Source organism: Bacillus cereus group sp. RP43 (genome assembly GCF_040459645.1).
Classification (GTDB): domain Bacteria; phylum Bacillota; class Bacilli; order Bacillales; family Bacillaceae_G; genus Bacillus_A; species Bacillus_A mycoides_C.
The window spans coordinates 4,957,378-4,974,665 of the sequence record NZ_JARVHQ010000001.1 but is presented as its reverse complement, the minus strand read 5'-3'; the positions used below and the strand labels follow the sequence as shown (position 1 = coordinate 4,974,665).

Below are 17,288 nucleotides of genomic sequence, written 5' to 3'. Positions count from 1 at the left end.
CGATTCGATATTTATATGAAAGGGTGAATGAAAAAAGTGAATGGAGTTAATCACGAAGTATATAAACCTGTAAAGGCAAACAGGTTATGGATGATTCTTGTATTAGGGACACTTACGGCAATCGGGCCATTATCTATTGATATGTATTTGCCATCTTTACCGAAGTTAACAGATGATTTACAAACGGGGGCATCTCTTGCGCAGCTTACATTGACAGCTTGTTTACTTGGGCTTTCAGTGGGACAGTTATTTGTTGGTTCAATTAGTGACATTTACGGAAGACGCAAACCTCTTATTATCGCTCTTATTATTTATGTTGCTTCTTCTTTACTTTGTGCTGTTGCACCATCGATTTGGAGTTTAGTGCTTTTACGTTTCTTACAAGGTGCTTCAGGGTCTGCTGGTATCGTTATATCACGTGCAATGGTACGTGATATGTATTCAGGTTCTGAAATGACGAAGTTTTTCTCACTGCTTATGTTAGTAAACGGAGCAGCGCCTATTTTGGCACCGATTATTGGAGGGCAATTATTACAGTTCACATCATGGCGCGGCGTTTTTATCGTTCTTGGAGCAATTAGTGTATTCATGCTAATATCAGCTACTTTCGTATTACGTGAAACATTACCACCTGAAGAAAGAGAGACAGGTGGATTATCAGGAACGCTTGCAACATACGGAAAGCTTCTGAAAGATCGTTTATTTATGGGGTATGCATTGTCGCAAGGATTAGTAACAGCTGCAATGTTTGCTTATATTTCTGGTTCACCGTTTGTGTTGCAAAATATATACGGGGCATCACCACAACAGTTTAGTTTGTTCTTTGCAATTAACGGTATTGGTATTATTATTGCTAGCCAAGTTACTGGCCGCTTAGCGGGGAAAGTTAATGAAAAAACTTTATTTGTTGTTGGTATTATTATTGCGGCTGTTGGCGGTCTATCGTTACTACTTACAATCGTACTTGGAATAGGGCTAATCGGTGTTTTATGCTCGCTATTCCTTGTTGTATCAAGTGTTGGGGTTGTATCAACAACCGGCTTCTCGTTAGCGATGAGAAATCAAAAACAAGCAGCAGGAACAGCGTCAGCTTTACTAGGTTTATTACAGTTCATTTCAGGAGCACTTGTAGCACCGCTAGTAGGTATTGGTGGAAGCAATACAGCACTTCCTATGGGTGTTGTTATAGCTCTTTGTGAAATTGGTGCTGTGTTATGTTATTTATTCATGGCAAAAAGAAGTGAAAAGCAGTTTGAACTGCAACAAAAACAAAATTTAGAGGCTTAACAAAAAAGAGCTGATTCAAACATTTCCCTGAATCAGCTCTTTTTTTCATTTCTTTGAAATAACTCATGCAAAAGTTATTTGCATAAAGTGACGATACTGTGACAAAAATGTTGGTATGTATATTAAGATATCGTCTTAAGTGTAAAAAGTAGGGCGTTCTCGGTATAATAACAAGTGGAGATAAAAGAAACTATAATTAGTAGTAGCTGTAGATAAAAGGAGAATTCGAGATGAAGAAGGTTTTGGGTATTGCTGTAATGGGAAGTATGATCCTTCTAGCAGGATGTAATGGAAATAAAGATACGAAAGAACCGAAAGAAAAGGTAGAGCAATCCACTGAGCAAACAGAAGAAATGAAAGAATACAGCGCAGTACATGAAAAATATGATACGAAAATAAATAAAGAAATTAATAAGGCGTTACAGTTATTTGAAGTGGCAAAAGAAAAGGGCGGTAAGGAAATAACGAATGCTACATATAAAGAAGATGTGCAAAAGGTAACAACGAGCATGTTAGAAGATATTGATAATATGCGTAAAGAAATTCGTGTTCCAAAGTCGAAAGAGCAAGAACATGAGGTATATGTTGGTTTCTTGAATGAATCGGAACAAGCGATGAAAAAATTACAGAAGTTAGCTAAAGAAGAAGATTCATCATTAATTCGTGATATAGAAATTAATTTTGCAACAGCATCGACATACTATAAACGTTTTCAGACAGAGGCCCAAAAATAACCTTGCGCATGCGCAAGGTTATTTTTTCTTCTTACCATCTCCGTCTTCATCCTCGGATACTAATACCTTCTGTTCTTCGTGAAATTCTGAAATTGTTTGTCCAGTAATATTATCGAATGGAGTATAAAAAGAAGTGATACGTTTCTTTTTAATGAAGAGTTTATAGAAGCCGATGATTACGAGTATGACAATTGTTAATGGCAATCCTATGGTGGCTAGGAGTAAGGGATCCATCTTATAACTCCTTTAAAATAATTAATTTTATCCCGCTATTTGCGGGCAGCCCGATTGGTGTGGGCTAATAATCAGTGAAGGATGGACAAAACTCCCGACTGATTAAAGTTTCACTTTATTATAAGTTAAAGTAGTGATTTTAAGAAATAATGCCACTGAAAACTGATTTTTCTAAATATATCCAATTAGATTGACTTTTCATTTTTTCAGAATTATAATTCAAAATATACAATTTGAACCAAATAATAATATAGCAATTTACTTATCCAGAGAGGTAGAGGGACTGGCCCTATGATACCTCAGCAGCGGGTTCTGTAATAGAACACCGTGCTAATTCCAGCAAGCAAGTCTTGAAAGATAAGTGATGGGCATAGTTTTATTAAGCCTTGATCTTATTTTTTAAGATCAAGGCTTTTTGTGTTTTAAGAAGTGGAGAAGGAGTAATGGGAACAAATATGTCAATAAAACAAAGTAAATTCATTTGTTTAGGGGGTTATTGAAGTGTATGTTATTAAAAAACTATCGGTTATGGTATTTACACTATGGGTTATTACGACAGTAACATTTTTAATTATGCATATTATTCCAGGGGATCCGTTTTCGTCAGATGCGAAAATCTTTCCTGAAGAAGTGATACAGAACATGAGAGCGAAGTATCACCTTGATGAACCGTTATGGAATCAGTATGTTGCTTATTTGGATGGGGTAGTTCATTTTGATTTTGGTGAATCTGTTCAATCGACGGGTCAAGGTGTATCGGAAATTATAACAACCGGTTTTGGACCGTCAGCAATTATTGGTCTACAAGCACTTGTTATTTCATTGTTAGTCGGAATTGCCGCAGGTACATTTGCCGCGCTATATCATGGGAAAGTGATTGATTATAGTGTGAGCTTGCTTGCGATTCTCGGTATTTCTATTCCTAGTTTTATTTTAGCTCCACTATTTATACAAGTATTTGCCATTCGATTTGAATTACTACCAGTGGCGTCTTGGGGAACCTTCGAGCATACTGTATTACCTTCCTTCGCATTAGCGCTCGGGCCAATCGCGGTTATCACAAGATTTGTTCGCTCTAATATGATTGAAGTGTTGCAGAGTGATTATATTAAGCTAGCGAGAGCGAAAGGTATACCAATTAAGAAAATCATTATAAGACATGCTCTTCGAAATGCAATTGTTCCGGTACTTACATTTGTTGGCCCATTAATGGCTGGACTTTTAACAGGAACTTTCGTTATTGAAAAAATCTTTTCAATTCCTGGTTTAGGAAAATATTTTGTAGATAGTATTTTTAACCGAGATTATCCGGTAATTATGGGAACAACCATTTTCTATAGTGCGCTATTAATTGTATGTATTTTTATTACAGATATCATTCATCGTATTGTTGATCCGCGCATTCGTTCTATTACGTAAGGAGGGGAATGTTTAAATGGAGGCTTATGAAATTAATGACCAGTTATTAACGAATGAAGAGAAAAAAGAATTAACGATAAATAAAGATCAGCAAACGATTAGCCGAAAGAAGGAAGTGTTTCGCAAGTTTATATCAAACCCTATAGCAGTTTTAGGGGCAGTGACGTTATTACTAATTATTGTTTTCTCGCTTATTGGCGAAAGTTTAACGTCATTTACTGCAAGTGAACAAGTCAAAGAAGCAACTAATTTACCACCTAGTAGTGAGCATTGGTTCGGAACAGACGATTTAGGGAGAGATATTTGGGCGCGTACTTGGGCTGGTGGGAAAATTTCACTAACAGTTGGGTTAGTTGCAGCAGCTCTCGATATAGGGCTCGGTGTACTTATCGGTGGATTTAGTGGATACGTGAGAGGGCGTAATCGTCTTGGAACGTTAATTGATGAGTGGATTATAAGAGGGATTGAAGTGTTATACGGTATCCCATATTTATTAATTGTTATTTTACTATTAATCGTTATGAAGCCAGGACTTTTTACAATTATAATCGCCCTTGCGTTAACGGGATGGATCGGCATGGCACGTCTCATTAGAGCGCAAGTTCTGTCTTTAAAACAAAGAGAATTTGTTATCGCAGCAGAGCGATTAGGTACACCTCATATGAAAATTATATATGGGCATTTAATTCCAAACTTAACGGGGATTATTATCGTAAATTTATCATTTACAATTCCAGCAGCTATTTTCTCAGAATCATTTTTAAGTTTTATCGGACTTGGAGTACAATCACCAGCGGCAAGCTGGGGCACGATGACGAACGATGCACTCGGGACATTACTAAGCGGTGAATGGTGGCAACTTTTCTTCCCAGCAATCATGATTGCACTAATCATGTTCGCATTTAATGCGATTGGTGATGGTTTGCAAGATGCAATTGATCCGAAAATCGTAAAACGTAATCGAAAGGAGAAAAAACATGGCACAAATCTTATCTTTAGAAAACGTAACGTTGGCCGTTGAAAAAGAGAATAGTAAGCAAGCAATTGTGAAGCATGTTTCCTTTTCTATTAACGAAGGTGAAATAGTTGCACTTGTCGGAGAAAGTGGTTCAGGGAAAAGTGTTACAGCACAATCAATTATCGGCTTAAATCAAGAATCGATTCATATTGATGATGGAAATATATCTTTCCAATCAAAGGAATTAACTAATTTACAAGAAGCAGAATGGAATCAAATTCGCGGGAAAGATATTTCCTTTATATTTCAAGACCCGCTTTCATCTTTAAACCCAACGATGAAAGTAGGTAGACAAATTACAGAAGTAATTTTGCAACATGAAAAGAAATCGAAAAAAGAAGCAAAAGAAATTGCGATTAACTTACTAAATGATTTAGGGATACATGAAGCAGAGAAACGCTTTGAACAGTACCCGTATCAGTTGAGCGGAGGTATGAGGCAGCGTATTTGTTTAGCAATTGCATTTGCTTGCCATCCGAAGCTCGTTATTGCAGATGAACCTACAACAGCATTAGATGTAACGATTCAAAAGCAAATTATGGAGTTGTTAAAAGAAAGAAAAGAAAAACAAAATACGAGTATTTTATTAATTACTCATGATTTGGCACTTGTACGTGAAGTAGCTGACCGAGTAGTAGTTATGTACGGGGGACGTGTTGTTGAAAAAGGAACGATACAAGAAGTAATAGGTTCACCTAAGCATCCGTATACGAAAAGTTTATTACAAGCTATTCCGAATATGGATGATTCAGAAAAGGTACTTAGAGCAATTGAGGGAACAACGCCTTCAATTGAAACGTTAAATAGTTTTGGATGCCCGTTTGTGAATCGTTGTCCTGTAGCAATAAAGGAATGCATTCATCGCTTTCCAGAGAGAACAACATATTCTGAGGAGCATAGTTCACATTGCTGGCAGCATGTTCTTGAGCACGATCAAGCGAAATCAAAAGAGAAGGTGAATGCCTCATGACGACAGATTTAATCACTGTAAAGCAAGTAACAAAAACATATGGAAGTAAAAATAAAGAAATTGCGGCGCTAAAAGGTATATCACTTTCCATTCCGAAAGGAACAACTCTTGGCGTTATCGGAGAAAGTGGTTCAGGAAAAACAACACTTGGTAAGCTCATAGCTGGGATTGAAAAACCAACGTCTGGTGAAATTGATTATAACGGTCAAGTTGTTCACACGCTGAAGTCAGCTAATAAGCGAAATTTCTTACAGAAAGTACAGTTTATTTTTCAAGATTCCACAGCTGCATTAAACCCGCGCTGGAAAGTACGCGATATTGTAACGGAAGGCTATATTTCATTCGGTTTAGGCGATAAAGGATTGAAAGATAAAGTCGCAGCTGATGCACTAGAGCGTGTTGGATTAGATAGACGATATATTGATCGCTATCCACACGAATTTAGCGGAGGACAACGTCAACGTATTGCTATTGCAAGAGCGTTATTATGTGAGCCAGAAGTTTTAATCCTTGATGAACCAATTTCAGCATTAGATGTTTCACTGCAAATCCAAATTGTACATCTGCTGCAAAAGATTCAAAAGGAACATGGCTATACATATTTATTTATCGCACATGATTTACCGATGGTTCACTATTTATGTGAAAAAGTGGCTGTCCTATATAAAGGAGAACTTGTTGAATTTGGAAATACGGACGAAGTGTTCCGTAATCCACAACATTCTTATACAAAAACATTATTAGCATCAACACCAAAAATTTCAGATTAAAGGAGAATGTAGGATGAAGAAGTTTTTACTGTTTGTCATTATGACTGTTTTAGCAATTACTTCTGTTGCTTGCGGTAAGAAAGAGACGCAAAAAGCGAGTGCTGGTAAGGGAGAGGGAGATCGATTAGTAACGAATATTAGTAGTGATCCGTATACGCTGGATTCTGCCATTGCGACAGATAGCACGTCAGGTTATATAATTGGGCAGTTGTTTTCAAGTTTATATACGCAAGATAGTGATGGGAAATATCAAAATGAATTAGCAGAGAAAGAAGAAGTAAATGCTGATGGAACTGAATATACAATTCATTTAAAGAAAGATATTAAATGGTCAGATGGTTCTCCTATTACAGCAAATGATTTTGAGTTTGCATGGAAGCGATTATTAAATCCGAAAACGGGTTCTATGAATGCGACAGAAATGTATTTTATTAAAGGAGCAGAGGCATATAATACTGGAAAAGGTGAAGAAGGACAAGTTGGTATTCAAGTCGTTGATTCTCAAACATTAAAGGTAACACTTGAGCACCCAGTTGCTTCTATTAAACAAAAATTAGCAAGTTCATTATTTATTCCATTATCTAAAAAATCAATTGATGATAATAATAAATTAAAAACAGATCCAAAAGAGTTAATTACGAACGGACCATTCACGTTAAAAGAATGGAAGCATAACCAAGCTATTACAGTACAAAAAAATAAAGAATACTATGATAAAAAGGTAACATTAAAAGAAATTGAGTTTCGTATTATTCCAGATTCTAAAACAGCATACCAATTGTACAAGTCAAAAGAATTGGATTTACTAAGTGGTTTACCACAAGAGATGATTGAAAAAGAAAAAGGAAACAAAGAATATAAGCGTGTTGCAGGATTCTCATCTTATATTTATTCGTTTAACGTAGAAAAAGAGCCGTTTACAAATGCGAAAGTACGTAAAGCATTTTCATTAGCGGTTGATCGTAAGTTTATCGTTGAAAAACTGTATAAAAATAATGCACAAGAAGCATATGCATTTGTTCCAGAAGGAGCAAAAACACAAGGTGGTCGTGATTTCCGTAAAGAAAAAGGTGATTACGTAAAATTCGATCCAGCAGAAGCGAAAAAATTATTAGAAGAGGGTATGAAAGAGCAAGGTTGGTCTACATTACCTGAAGTAACATTAAAATTCACTACAGATACACAACATAAAAAAGTAGCAGAAGCAATGCAAGAAATGTTTAAGAAAAATCTTGGAGTAGATATTAAATTAGAAAATAAAGAGTGGAAGAGTTACATCGACACATATAAGCAAAGTGATTTCCAATTAGCTTATATGGGATGGGGCGGCTCTCTATTAGATCCAATTACTAAACTAGATTTATATGCAGGTGATGGTCCAAACAACTATGCAAAATGGCATAATAAAGAATTTGATACTTTAGTAAAAGAAGCAGAAGTTGAACAAAATGAAGATAAACGTTTTGACTTATTGCATAAAGCAGAAGATATTATGTTTGATGATACACCATTAATCCCAATTATTTTCCCAAGCTCTTCGTATTTACAAAAATCATCAGTATCTGGCGTCCAATTCATTATCGGTTCTAGTCCAGAACTAAGATATGTAAAACTTAAAAAATAAAATAAAGAAGTAGGCAACCGCCTACTTCTTTATTTTATTTCTCTTTTATATTCTTTTTTCGTTCCATCAGAGAAGACAACTTCTAAATCAAACTTTTGGTAGTCTTTATCAAGTTTGAATACGTTTACTACTTGATCAATAACTTCTTGATCAGGCGTATTTTTATCAAATTTCAACTCTTGTAGAAGTGGGCTCAATTTTGTAATAGCCTCGTCGCCTGTGAACTTTACATCTGTTTTATGGTCTTCAATTTTTGCTTCCATTTTCTTATCCGCTGCTACATTTTTATAATCAGCTTCGTAGTCTTTCTTCGTATCTTGATAGTCTGCTTTTAAATCAAATTCATTAAAGTTTAGTTTTAAATCTGCAGGGGCCTCATTTTTTGCTTCTTCAGTCGTTTTCTTATTAGAAGTTGTATCTTCTTTTGCAGGAGCTTTACATCCTGTTAATGCAGGTACTAGCATAAGAGCTAATAAAGCTGATAGTAAAATTCTCATTATAAATTCCTCCTTATGTAAATTTGTTCTATACAAGTTTTTCCCAAAATCATGTAATTATGTATGTGTTGAAAATAAATTATTTTCTCGTAGCTTCAAGGGTAAATGCGCAATTTAAATCAAAAATAATTTGTATGTATATGGTAAATTGAAGTTGTGAGGAGGTACTAAAATGCATGAAGAATATAAAGAGATGATAAAAAAGGCGATTGAATATATAGAGAACCACTTACATGAGGAGCTTACGACAGAAAGGGTGGCATTTCATAGCGCAGTATCGATGTACCATTTTCATCGTATTTTTCAAAGTTATATCGGGATGAGTGTAACGGATTATGTTCGTAAGAGAAAATTAACTCATGCTGCACAAGCTTTAGTGTCGACTGAGAGAGCAGTTATTAATATTGCAGTGCAATATGGTTTTTCCTCGCAAGAAGCATTTACTAGAGCTTTTAAAAGAATGTTTCAATTGCCACCAAAGAAATATCGAAAGTACTTCCAGTCATTTTATATAGAAAGAGAGGGTGTTTCAATGCAAAAAGGTATACCGAAAGGATGGATCTTAGGTGGAAGTCATCCTGCTGAATATGAGATGGGTTTAGATTATGAAGTTGTCCATCAAGGAAAAGTATCTGCATACATAAAAGCAAAAGAGAATGTTACACACGGAGGATTTTCAACATTAATGCAAATGTTCCGAGCAGATAAATATGTAGGGAAGAGATTACGTTTTACAGCATTTGTTAAGAGTGAAAACGTAAGAGATTGGGCAGGATTGTGGATGCGAGTAGATGGAAAAGATACAGAACCGCTCGCTATGGATAATATGCAAAATCGCCCAATTAAAAATACGAATAACTGGCAATCGTACTCGGTTGTATTAGATATAAAAGAAGGAGCGCTTGGTATTGCATTTGGTATTTTATTATCAGGAGAAGGTTGTGTATGGCTAGACAGTATTCGATTTGATGAAGTAGATGAAAAAATTCCTTCAACAGATTTGGCAGAGAACTTTTATGAAACACTGTTAGAAGAGCCGGTGAATTTGCAATTTGAAGAGATAGAAAAGTAAAAAGTAAGGAGAAAAGGTATGCTCAAATATGTAAAACTAATAAGTATTAGTTTAGTAGTATCGTCTTGTATTATGGGAATTAACTATTTAATTAGCTATCTTTGGTCAGGGCATATACCTTCTTTGACGTGGAGAACATATTTGATGTTTATGATTATATTTATGATGAGTTTTGGTTCAATACAAAAAGAGAGATATGAAGAGAGTTGATAATCGTCCTTTTAGTCTTCTTAGTATTAATACATATGTATTTATTACTGCATTGGAAAAACAGGTTTGCCGTTCGGGATTATTTCCCGCAACATATGCAGCGAATGGTTATTACAAAATAATATTTGGGGGAGTTAGTTTAGAGAAAAATATTATTTCATTATTAGTCATTATATTAGTTACACAAGTGGTAGCAGTGGTTACTGTATCTATAAAAGGAATAGTAAAGAGAAAAAGTCATGTAGTTAAAGAAGTATAAAATAAAAAAGGTATCCCACGAAGGATACCTTTTTTATTTTATTATTTTGCAACTTCTGTCCACTTGTAGTTAAATTCACCACCGAAGTCAGTTGTTACAAGTCCTTTAATAAATCCGCGTTGTAGGTAAGAACGACCTTGTTGGTATAAAGGAGCGACAGCACCATCTTGTAATAAGATTTTTTCAGCTTGCTTCATTGCTTCAAAGCGTGCTTTTTCATCACCAGCTAAATCAGTTTTTACTTTACGAATAAGCTCGTCGTACTCTTTGTTAGAGTATTTATCGAAGTTATAAGCACTATCTGTTGTGAATAGATCTAAGAATGTAATAGGATCTGCGAAGTCAGGGCCCCAGCCATCGATTCCGATTTCGTAATCACCACTTAATAGTAGTTTTAACTGTTGTTTACGTGGTTGAGGTTTTAAAGTCACTGTTAATCCATCTAGATTCTTTTCTAGTTCACCTTTTAAGTATTCGCCAGTCTTTTTAGCTAAAGCATTATCACTTGTTAATAGTTCAATTGTTACTTTGTCAGTACCAAGTTCTTGTTTCGCTTTCTTCCAGTTTTCTTTTGCTGTTTTCACATCATCTTTGACTAGATTTCCATTCTCTTTACGGAAGTCGTTGCCGTCTGGGCTCTTTGCGAACTTCGCAGGAACCATTCCTTCGGCTGGAATTGCACCGTTATTTAAAATTGTTTCTACGTAAGCTTTCTTATTCATTGCTTCGTTAATAGCAAGACGTGCATGTTGATTTTTTAATACAGCATTTTTTTGATTTAGTCGTAAGAATTGAATACCTACTTCAGCACGTTCTTTGAAGTTTGCATCGTTTTTATATTTATCAACAAATTCCGCAGTTAAAGCAACACGATCAATTTGTCCCGAATCATATAAGTTAACTTCTGTAGACTTATCTTTAACGACATTGAAGTTAATTTCTTCTAATTTTACAGTTTTAGCATCCCAATAGTTAGGGTTCTTTTTCAATTGGAAGCTTTGTTCATGTTTCCAGTTATCTAATGTGAAAGCCCCGTTGTAAATTAAATGATTCGTTTCTAAACCGTATTTATCACCTTGAGATTTTAAATACTCTTCATTAATTGGTAAGAATGTTGAAAATGTTGTTAAGCTTAAGAAGTAGGGAACAGGTCGGTCCAGTTGTACTTCTAAAGTTTTATCATCAAGAGCTTTAACACCTAATTGATCGATTGCTACTTCTTTTTGGTTTATTTGTTTTGCATTTTTTATATCAAAGAATAAGAATGCATATTCAGCAGCTGTTTCAGGGTTAACGGCACGTTGCCAAGCGAAAATAAAATCTTTTGCTGTAACAGGAGTACCGTTTGACCATTTCGAATCACGAAGATGGAATGTATATTTTGTTTTGTCTGGACTAATGTCAACTGACTCAGCGACACCAGGAATTGGTTTATTATCTTCTCCCATTGCATACAAACCTTCAAAAACATTTCTCATTACATTCATGGATTCCCCATCCGTCGCTTTTGCAACATCCATTGTTGGAATTTCTGAAGCAAATGATAAGTTAATTGCTTGTTTATCAGGTGCTTTATCGTTCGCTTTTGCTCCGCCTGCATTATCTTTATTTCCCCCGCAAGCAGTTAGTAGTAGACTTGCCCCTAAAACAGATGCAACAACAGGTACAATTTTTTTCTTCATTGTTCTTTCCTCCCTAAATGTGTTGTTCGTAACGTCATAATGTCCATGTCTTGAAGTGTAGCTATAGAAGAAGAGAAAACCTATTATAAATATGTATATATAGGTAATTGGGTGTTCTATATGTATATACATGTTGAACTATAATCTGTCATTATATGTTTCAACTTAGTAGACATTATATTTTGATGGTAAAATATTTCGTTTCTTTGATTATTTAGAATATTAACACCGGAAAGAACTATATGTCAATAATAAAAAGTGGAGTGTTAATTTCTTGGAATAATATATTAGAAAAGCAGATTTCCTCATATTAGGGAATCTGCTTTTAATATATTTTGCTAAAAAAACAATGGGTGTGGGTGGGAACACAATGATCTAAGTTGCATTTTATCCCGCATTAACGGGCAGTAAGATCCTCACCTCAGAATTCAGTGAAAGCAAAGAAGTTAGGTGGGGGATCAACTGCCCGTAAAAGCCCAATTGGTGAGGGCTGATTAAAATTTCACTTTATTTTTCAATTTGTGCCCACTTGAAGTTTAATTGACCTGCAAAGTCTACTTGCACAATTCCTTTCACATAAGAACGTTCTAAATAAGATTCGCCTTTTTGGTAAAGAGGAGCGATAACAGAGTCTTTAAATAATATTTTCTCGGATGCTAGTAATGCTTCCCAGCGAGCTTTTTCATCACCAGCCAAGGTAGTTTTAACTTTTTCAATTGTGTCATCAAACTCTTTATTAGAGTAATGATCTAAGTTGTAAGGGTTATTCGTTGTAAACAATTCAAGGAATGTAATTGGATCCGCAAAGTCAGGGCTCCAGCCATCAATTCCAATTTCGTAGTCACCTTTTAATAAAAGCGAAACTTGTTGTTTACGTGGTTGCGGTTTTATATTTACTGTTAATCCATCTAAATTCTTTTCTAGTTGTCCTTTTAAGAATTCACCAGTTTTCTTATCAAGGTCAGCATCACTCGTTAATAATTCTAATGTTATCTTTTCAGAACCAAGCTCTTGTTTAGCTTTTTTCCATAACTCTTGTGCAGATTTTGTATCAACTTTTGTTAAATCGCCGTTTGCAGTACGGAAGTCTTTTCCATCAGGTCCTTTTGCAAAGTTTTTTGGAACGAGACCAAATGTTGGTGTAGATCCATCATTTAATAACGTATTTACAAAGGATTTTCTATCAATTGTTTGATCGATTGCTTGGCGCGCAGAAACGTTTTGAAGTATTTTATTTTGTTGATTCATACGTAAAAATTGTACCCCTACGTTCGGACGTTCTTTAAAGTTAGCATCCTTTTTATATTTATCAACGAAGTCAGATGTTAGTTTTATACGGTCTAATTGTTTGGATTCGAATAAATTTACTTCTGTTGATTTCTCTTTCACAACGTTGAAATTGATTTCTTCGAGTTTGACATTATCTTTATCCCAATAGGTAGAGTTTTTCTTAAATTTAAAGCTTTGTTCATGCTTCCAATCGCTTAGTGTAAAAGCTCCGTTGTATAAGATTTTATTATCTTCTAAAGCGTACTTATCACCTTGTGCTTTAAAGAATTCCTCGTTGATTGGTAGAAATGTTGGGAATGCCGTTAAGCTAATAAAATACGGAACAGGGCGCTCTAATTCTACTTCAAACGTATGGTCATCAACTGCTTTTACACCAAGTTGATCGGCTGGAAGCTCTTTACTATTAATTTTTTTAGCGTTTTTAATATCAAAGAATAAAAAAGCATATTCAGAGGCTGTTGCTGGATCAACAGCTCTTTGCCAAGCGAAGACAAAATCTTTCGCTGTAACAGGAGTACCGTTTGACCATTTTGAATCTCGTAAATGGAATGTGTATTTCGTTTTATCGCCACTTACTTCATGAGATTTTGCAACACCTGGGACAGGTTTGTTACCTTCACCAAGATTATACAAACCTTCAAATACGTTTCTCATTACTTGACCAGAATCAGTATCTGTAGCACGAGCCGTATCCATTGTTCGAATCTCAGTAGGTGAAGATAAATTTAAAACTTGCTTACTAGGTGCCTCATCTTTTGCATTTGCTCCGCTAGCTTCGTTTTTATAACTACCGCAACCAGTTAATAAAATACTTACTCCTACAACTGATGCAATACCGGGTACAAACTTCTTTTTCATTTGATTTTCCTCCTAAATAGTTAATAAGATTGGATGATGATGAGGGAAATGAAAAACAAAAAATCCCTCTTTTCATATTGAGAAAGAGGGATTTTTACGTACAAGTTATGCACCCGTATATAAACGAAGTCCCTCATTCTATCTTTCAAGCACAAAGCTTGCAGGAAGTGGCACAGTATTCAAAATGAACCTGCTGCCGAGGTTTCAAAGGGCCAGTCCCTCCACCTCTCTTGATACAATGAGTAAACAAATAAATTTTATTAATTTTTGTGTTTCTTTGATAATTCAAAATCTTACACCTTAGATAATGAAGTGTCAATCAAATGAAATATAGTTTAAATTTTCAGTTTTATTGAAAGCGAAAAAACCACTGCATATGGCAGTGGTTTCCTTACTAGAAGTTAAAGTTATCTGGATCTGGGCCAACGCGATGATTCTCATTTAAAGCTTGAATTGCTTTCATATCATCAGTGCTTAATTCAAAATCAAATATGTTTGCATTTTTAATAATGCGATGTTCTTTAATTGATTTAGGAATCGTTACAACTTCATTTTGTAAATCCCAGCGTAAAATAACTTGTGCAGTTGATTTATTATATTTTGTTGCGATTTCTTGTAATGTTGGATTATCCAGTAGCTGCCCTTGCATTAATGGTGACCAAGCCTCAAGCTGGATGTTATGTTCTTTACAGAAAGTGTGTAATTCTTCTTGTGCTAAACGTGGGTGGTATTCCACTTGGTTAACCATTGGTTTAATTTCTGCAATTTCAAATACGTCTTGCAGGTGGTGAATATGGAAATTACTCACACCAATAGCACGAACACGACCATCTTTATAAAGCTGCTCTAAAGCTTTCCATGATTCAGTGTATTTTCCTTTTACAGGCCAATGTACTAAATATAGATCTAAATATTCTAGACCTAATTTTTCTAATGTAGTTTCAAATGCTTGTAATGTTGACTCGTAGCCTTGATCGCTATTCCACACTTTTGAAGTGATGAATAACTCTTCACGAGGAATAGCAGATTCGCGAATTGCTTGACCAACGCCGTCTTCATTTTTATAGATTGCAGCTGTATCGATGCTACGATATCCATTTTTTATAGCTGCTTTTACAGAATCAATTACTTCTGAACCATCTTCTACTTTAAAAACACCTAAACCGAACCAAGGCATCTTCACGCCGTTATGTAATGTTGTATAGTCTTTTAAACTTGTTAAACTCATATTATTTCCCCCTAGCTTTTTTATTTGTTGCTTCAACTGCTTGTTGAATGACTTCTGAAAAATTATTTTCATATAGAACTTTTAAGCCTTCAGCCGTTGAACCTCCTGGTGTTGTTACTTGTTCGCGGAGCATAGCTGGATCTTGATTTTGCTGGAGCATAGCGGCAGAGCCAGCAATCATTTGAATGACAAGGTGCTTTGCTGTTTCCTCATCAATACCATAGCTTTTCGTTGCTTCAATTAAACCTTCAGCAAAGTGATAGAGAAAAGCAGGTGCACTACCAGTAACTGCGGTAAGTTGGTGAACTTCCTCTTCGGTACAAAACTGTGAGGTACCGATACCTTTTAAAAGAAGTTGTAACGTTTCTTGATGTGTTTCATCTACAGAATGTCCCGTCGTGTATAAGGAGATAGACTTTCCAATTCCAGCAGCTGTATTTGGCATAATCCAAGCAACAGGTGTCCCTTGGGGAAGTCTTTCTTCTAGATAAGATGGTCCGATTCCGGCAGCAACTGTCACGACAAATTGATCAGTTAGAAGAGGGGATAGATCCGCTAATAGCTGTTCATGTGCGACAGGTGGCATTGCTAAAACGATTGTATCTACAGATTTAATATGCTGCTTCCAATCAGTTGTAATCGATAAATCATATTGAGTTTGTAATTGCGTTAGTTTTTCTATGTTGCTTCGGTTGGAAACAATAATTTCTTCGATGTATTCTTTACTTGTTGTAAGTAGTCCAGCAAATATAGCTTCTGCCATACGACCGGCACCAATAAATAAAATTCGATGTTTATTAGGCATATCCTTTATTCCTTTCTGATGAGAATATGTTATAAAAAACGATACCATTTTTAAGAGAATTTTGTAAAAAGAAAAGACTTATCATGAAAAAATGAAGTTGGAGGGAGGAGAAGTGATATAAAAAGGGGCTATAAGATTGTTATATTTGAAAAATAGTTGTTTGCAATTAAAAAATCCCTGAAGCAGAAATGCTTCAGGGATTGATAGATTATAAGATTACGCTTTCGTCATACCAAGCAAGACAGCGCCGCCGATAATTAAAACACTACCTAGTGCAATAAAAATCAATTGGCGTTTTGTTTTCTTTTCACCTAAGAATACAATCGCACCGAATGTTGAGATAACGATTCCAGTTTGAGATAATGGGAAGCTTGTCGCTACTCCGACACGTGGTAATGAAAGAAGTAAGAATAAGTTTCCTGTTCCCCAAAGTAAACCAGATAAAGCATTACGCATTGCATATTTGTTAAATGGTTTATGTTTAGACGTCAGTACAACCGCACCAACGAACATACCAACTGCCTGTGGTAAAATAGCAGACCAACCATCGATGTTATACCAACGAATAATAATTACATATACAAGATAGCCGAAAGTAGAAACAATTAAAGTAAGAAGTCCCTTTTTCAATTGTCCTGGTGGCTGTGCATTTTCTTTATCATCTAATGATGTGAATACTACACCAACTACGATTAATAGGATTGCAATCGTTCCCAGAACAATCGTTGTAGTAGTAGTCCACTCGCGAAAAGCGATAACTCCAAAGATAGAAGTTGCAACAAGTTGCATACCAGTAGAAATAGTTACAGTAGTTGAAACACCTAGTTTTTCAACTGTTTTTAATTGGTTTACTTGCCCTAAAGCCCAGAATAAACCTGAAATAAAGCCAACAATCAAGACTGTCATTGTTAAAGTTGGTTGAGTAAATACATACATAATTGTTGCGAAGAATAGAGCACCGATTGTCATACCTACCGTTTGGCTATATGCACCACCGCCCATTTTTACGCTTACTAATAAGATGTTTCCCCATGCGATTGCAGGAAGAAGCGCTAATAAAATGTCCATTACAAGACTCCCTTCGGTTTTCTATACCAATATAATTACATATCGTTCTAACGATCGGTAATGCCCCACTAATAGAGTAGAAGATTACCGATCGCTAAAACAGGATGAAGAATTTACTATATAAATGCGTTTTCATTTCTTCATTTTTTGAAACACTTTCATATAATAACAGGAAATTACCTATTTTAGAAAGTGAATTCAAATAAAATGTATATTTAAATAAGAGGTAAAATTCAGTTATTGATTAAATCAATTTATTTTTC

At 35.3% G+C, this 17,288-nt stretch carries 17 protein-coding genes and 2 riboswitches; of the genes, 10 read left to right on the top strand and 7 right to left on the bottom strand.

The genetic code is table 11. From position 1 onward, the window contains the following. Nucleotides 1–27 precede the first annotated feature (27 nt). Both QCI75_RS25765 and QCI75_RS25760 read left to right on the top strand, forming a co-directional pair. On the top strand, nt 28–1,287 hold the full coding sequence (locus tag QCI75_RS25765) for a multidrug effflux MFS transporter (RefSeq protein WP_144506612.1): 1,260 nt from the start codon (nt 28–30) through the stop codon (nt 1,285–1,287). Between the two features lie 230 nt (nt 1,288–1,517). After that, the gene (locus QCI75_RS25760; RefSeq protein ID WP_144506611.1) at nt 1,518–2,021 is read left to right on the top strand and encodes a hypothetical protein; all 504 of its coding nucleotides are present in this window, start codon (nt 1,518–1,520) and stop codon (nt 2,019–2,021) included. Nucleotides 2,022–2,039: 18 nt separating this feature from the next. Here the strand turns inward: QCI75_RS25760 and QCI75_RS25755 are convergent, their stop codons facing one another. Then, the gene (locus tag QCI75_RS25755; protein WP_000371386.1) at nt 2,040–2,255 is read right to left on the bottom strand and encodes a DUF3951 domain-containing protein; all 216 of its coding nucleotides are present in this window, start codon (nt 2,253–2,255) and stop codon (nt 2,040–2,042) included. Between the two features lie 259 nt (nt 2,256–2,514). Then, nucleotides 2,515–2,619: riboswitch (SAM riboswitch) on the top strand. A gap of 137 nt (nt 2,620–2,756) precedes the next feature. On the opposite strand from QCI75_RS25755, the gene QCI75_RS25750 reads away from it, so the two are divergent. The 5 genes from QCI75_RS25750 to QCI75_RS25730 are packed head-to-tail and all read left to right on the top strand — an operon-like array spanning nt 2,757 to nt 8,056. Beyond that, nucleotides 2,757–3,674: an ABC transporter permease gene (locus QCI75_RS25750; protein ID WP_144506610.1), complete on the top strand. Its 918-nt coding sequence runs from the start codon at nt 2,757–2,759 to the stop codon at nt 3,672–3,674. Between the two features lie 16 nt (nt 3,675–3,690). Continuing rightward, nucleotides 3,691–4,695: an ABC transporter permease gene (locus QCI75_RS25745; protein ID WP_144506609.1), complete on the top strand. Its 1,005-nt coding sequence runs from the start codon at nt 3,691–3,693 to the stop codon at nt 4,693–4,695. After that, a complete protein-coding gene (locus QCI75_RS25740) occupies nt 4,652–5,662 on the top strand; it encodes an ABC transporter ATP-binding protein (protein WP_144506608.1) in 1,011 nt (336 codons plus the stop codon). The genes QCI75_RS25745 and QCI75_RS25740 overlap by 44 nt, the downstream gene beginning before the upstream one ends. Next, nucleotides 5,659–6,432, top strand: coding sequence for an ABC transporter ATP-binding protein (locus QCI75_RS25735; RefSeq protein ID WP_144506607.1), 774 nt, complete (start codon nt 5,659–5,661; stop codon nt 6,430–6,432). The genes QCI75_RS25740 and QCI75_RS25735 overlap by 4 nt, the downstream gene beginning before the upstream one ends. Before the next feature lie 13 nt (nt 6,433–6,445). Beyond that, on the top strand, nt 6,446–8,056 hold the full coding sequence (locus QCI75_RS25730; protein ID WP_144506606.1) for a peptide ABC transporter substrate-binding protein: 1,611 nt from the start codon (nt 6,446–6,448) through the stop codon (nt 8,054–8,056). Nucleotides 8,057–8,085: 29 nt separating this feature from the next. Here QCI75_RS25730 and QCI75_RS25725 read toward each other — a convergent pair whose 3' ends face one another. Next, nucleotides 8,086–8,553, bottom strand: coding sequence for a YusW family protein (locus QCI75_RS25725; RefSeq protein WP_098766990.1), 468 nt, complete (start codon nt 8,551–8,553; stop codon nt 8,086–8,088). 172 nt (nt 8,554–8,725) lie between these two features. On the opposite strand from QCI75_RS25725, the gene QCI75_RS25720 reads away from it, so the two are divergent. Genes QCI75_RS25720 through QCI75_RS25710 form a run of 3 tightly spaced genes read left to right on the top strand, consistent with a single transcriptional unit; the run spans nt 8,726 to nt 10,094 of the window. Continuing rightward, the gene (locus tag QCI75_RS25720) at nt 8,726–9,625 is read left to right on the top strand and encodes a helix-turn-helix transcriptional regulator (protein WP_144506605.1); all 900 of its coding nucleotides are present in this window, start codon (nt 8,726–8,728) and stop codon (nt 9,623–9,625) included. 18 nt (nt 9,626–9,643) lie between these two features. Then, nucleotides 9,644–9,835, top strand: a complete 192-nt coding sequence (locus QCI75_RS25715; protein ID WP_144506604.1) for a hypothetical protein — start codon at nt 9,644–9,646, stop codon at nt 9,833–9,835. After that, nucleotides 9,822–10,094 (top strand): hypothetical protein, encoded by a 273-nt coding sequence (locus QCI75_RS25710; RefSeq protein WP_144506603.1) that lies wholly within the window; start codon nt 9,822–9,824, stop codon nt 10,092–10,094. Before QCI75_RS25715 ends, QCI75_RS25710 begins: the two co-directional genes overlap by 14 nt. Before the next feature lie 41 nt (nt 10,095–10,135). On the opposite strand, the gene QCI75_RS25705 is transcribed toward QCI75_RS25710, so the two are convergent. The 5 genes from QCI75_RS25705 to QCI75_RS25685 form a co-directional block, all read right to left on the bottom strand. Continuing rightward, the gene (locus QCI75_RS25705; protein WP_353761416.1) at nt 10,136–11,776 is read right to left on the bottom strand and encodes a peptide ABC transporter substrate-binding protein; all 1,641 of its coding nucleotides are present in this window, start codon (nt 11,774–11,776) and stop codon (nt 10,136–10,138) included. Between the two features lie 507 nt (nt 11,777–12,283). After that, nucleotides 12,284–13,924, bottom strand: a complete 1,641-nt coding sequence (locus QCI75_RS25700) for a peptide ABC transporter substrate-binding protein (protein WP_353761415.1) — start codon at nt 13,922–13,924, stop codon at nt 12,284–12,286. A 135-nt stretch (nt 13,925–14,059) separates the two neighbouring features. Continuing rightward, nucleotides 14,060–14,164: riboswitch (SAM riboswitch) on the bottom strand. 154 nt (nt 14,165–14,318) lie between these two features. Beyond that, nucleotides 14,319–15,152 (bottom strand): aldo/keto reductase, encoded by an 834-nt coding sequence (locus tag QCI75_RS25695; protein WP_353761413.1) that lies wholly within the window; start codon nt 15,150–15,152, stop codon nt 14,319–14,321. 1 nt (nt 15,153) lies between these two features. Continuing rightward, entirely contained in the window at nt 15,154–15,957 is an 804-nt protein-coding gene (gene proC / locus QCI75_RS25690; RefSeq protein ID WP_353761412.1) for a pyrroline-5-carboxylate reductase, read from the bottom strand. Between the two features lie 216 nt (nt 15,958–16,173). Beyond that, nucleotides 16,174–17,025 (bottom strand): GRP family sugar transporter, encoded by an 852-nt coding sequence (locus tag QCI75_RS25685; RefSeq protein ID WP_002113377.1) that lies wholly within the window; start codon nt 17,023–17,025, stop codon nt 16,174–16,176. Between the last annotated feature and the right edge of the window lie 263 nt (nt 17,026–17,288).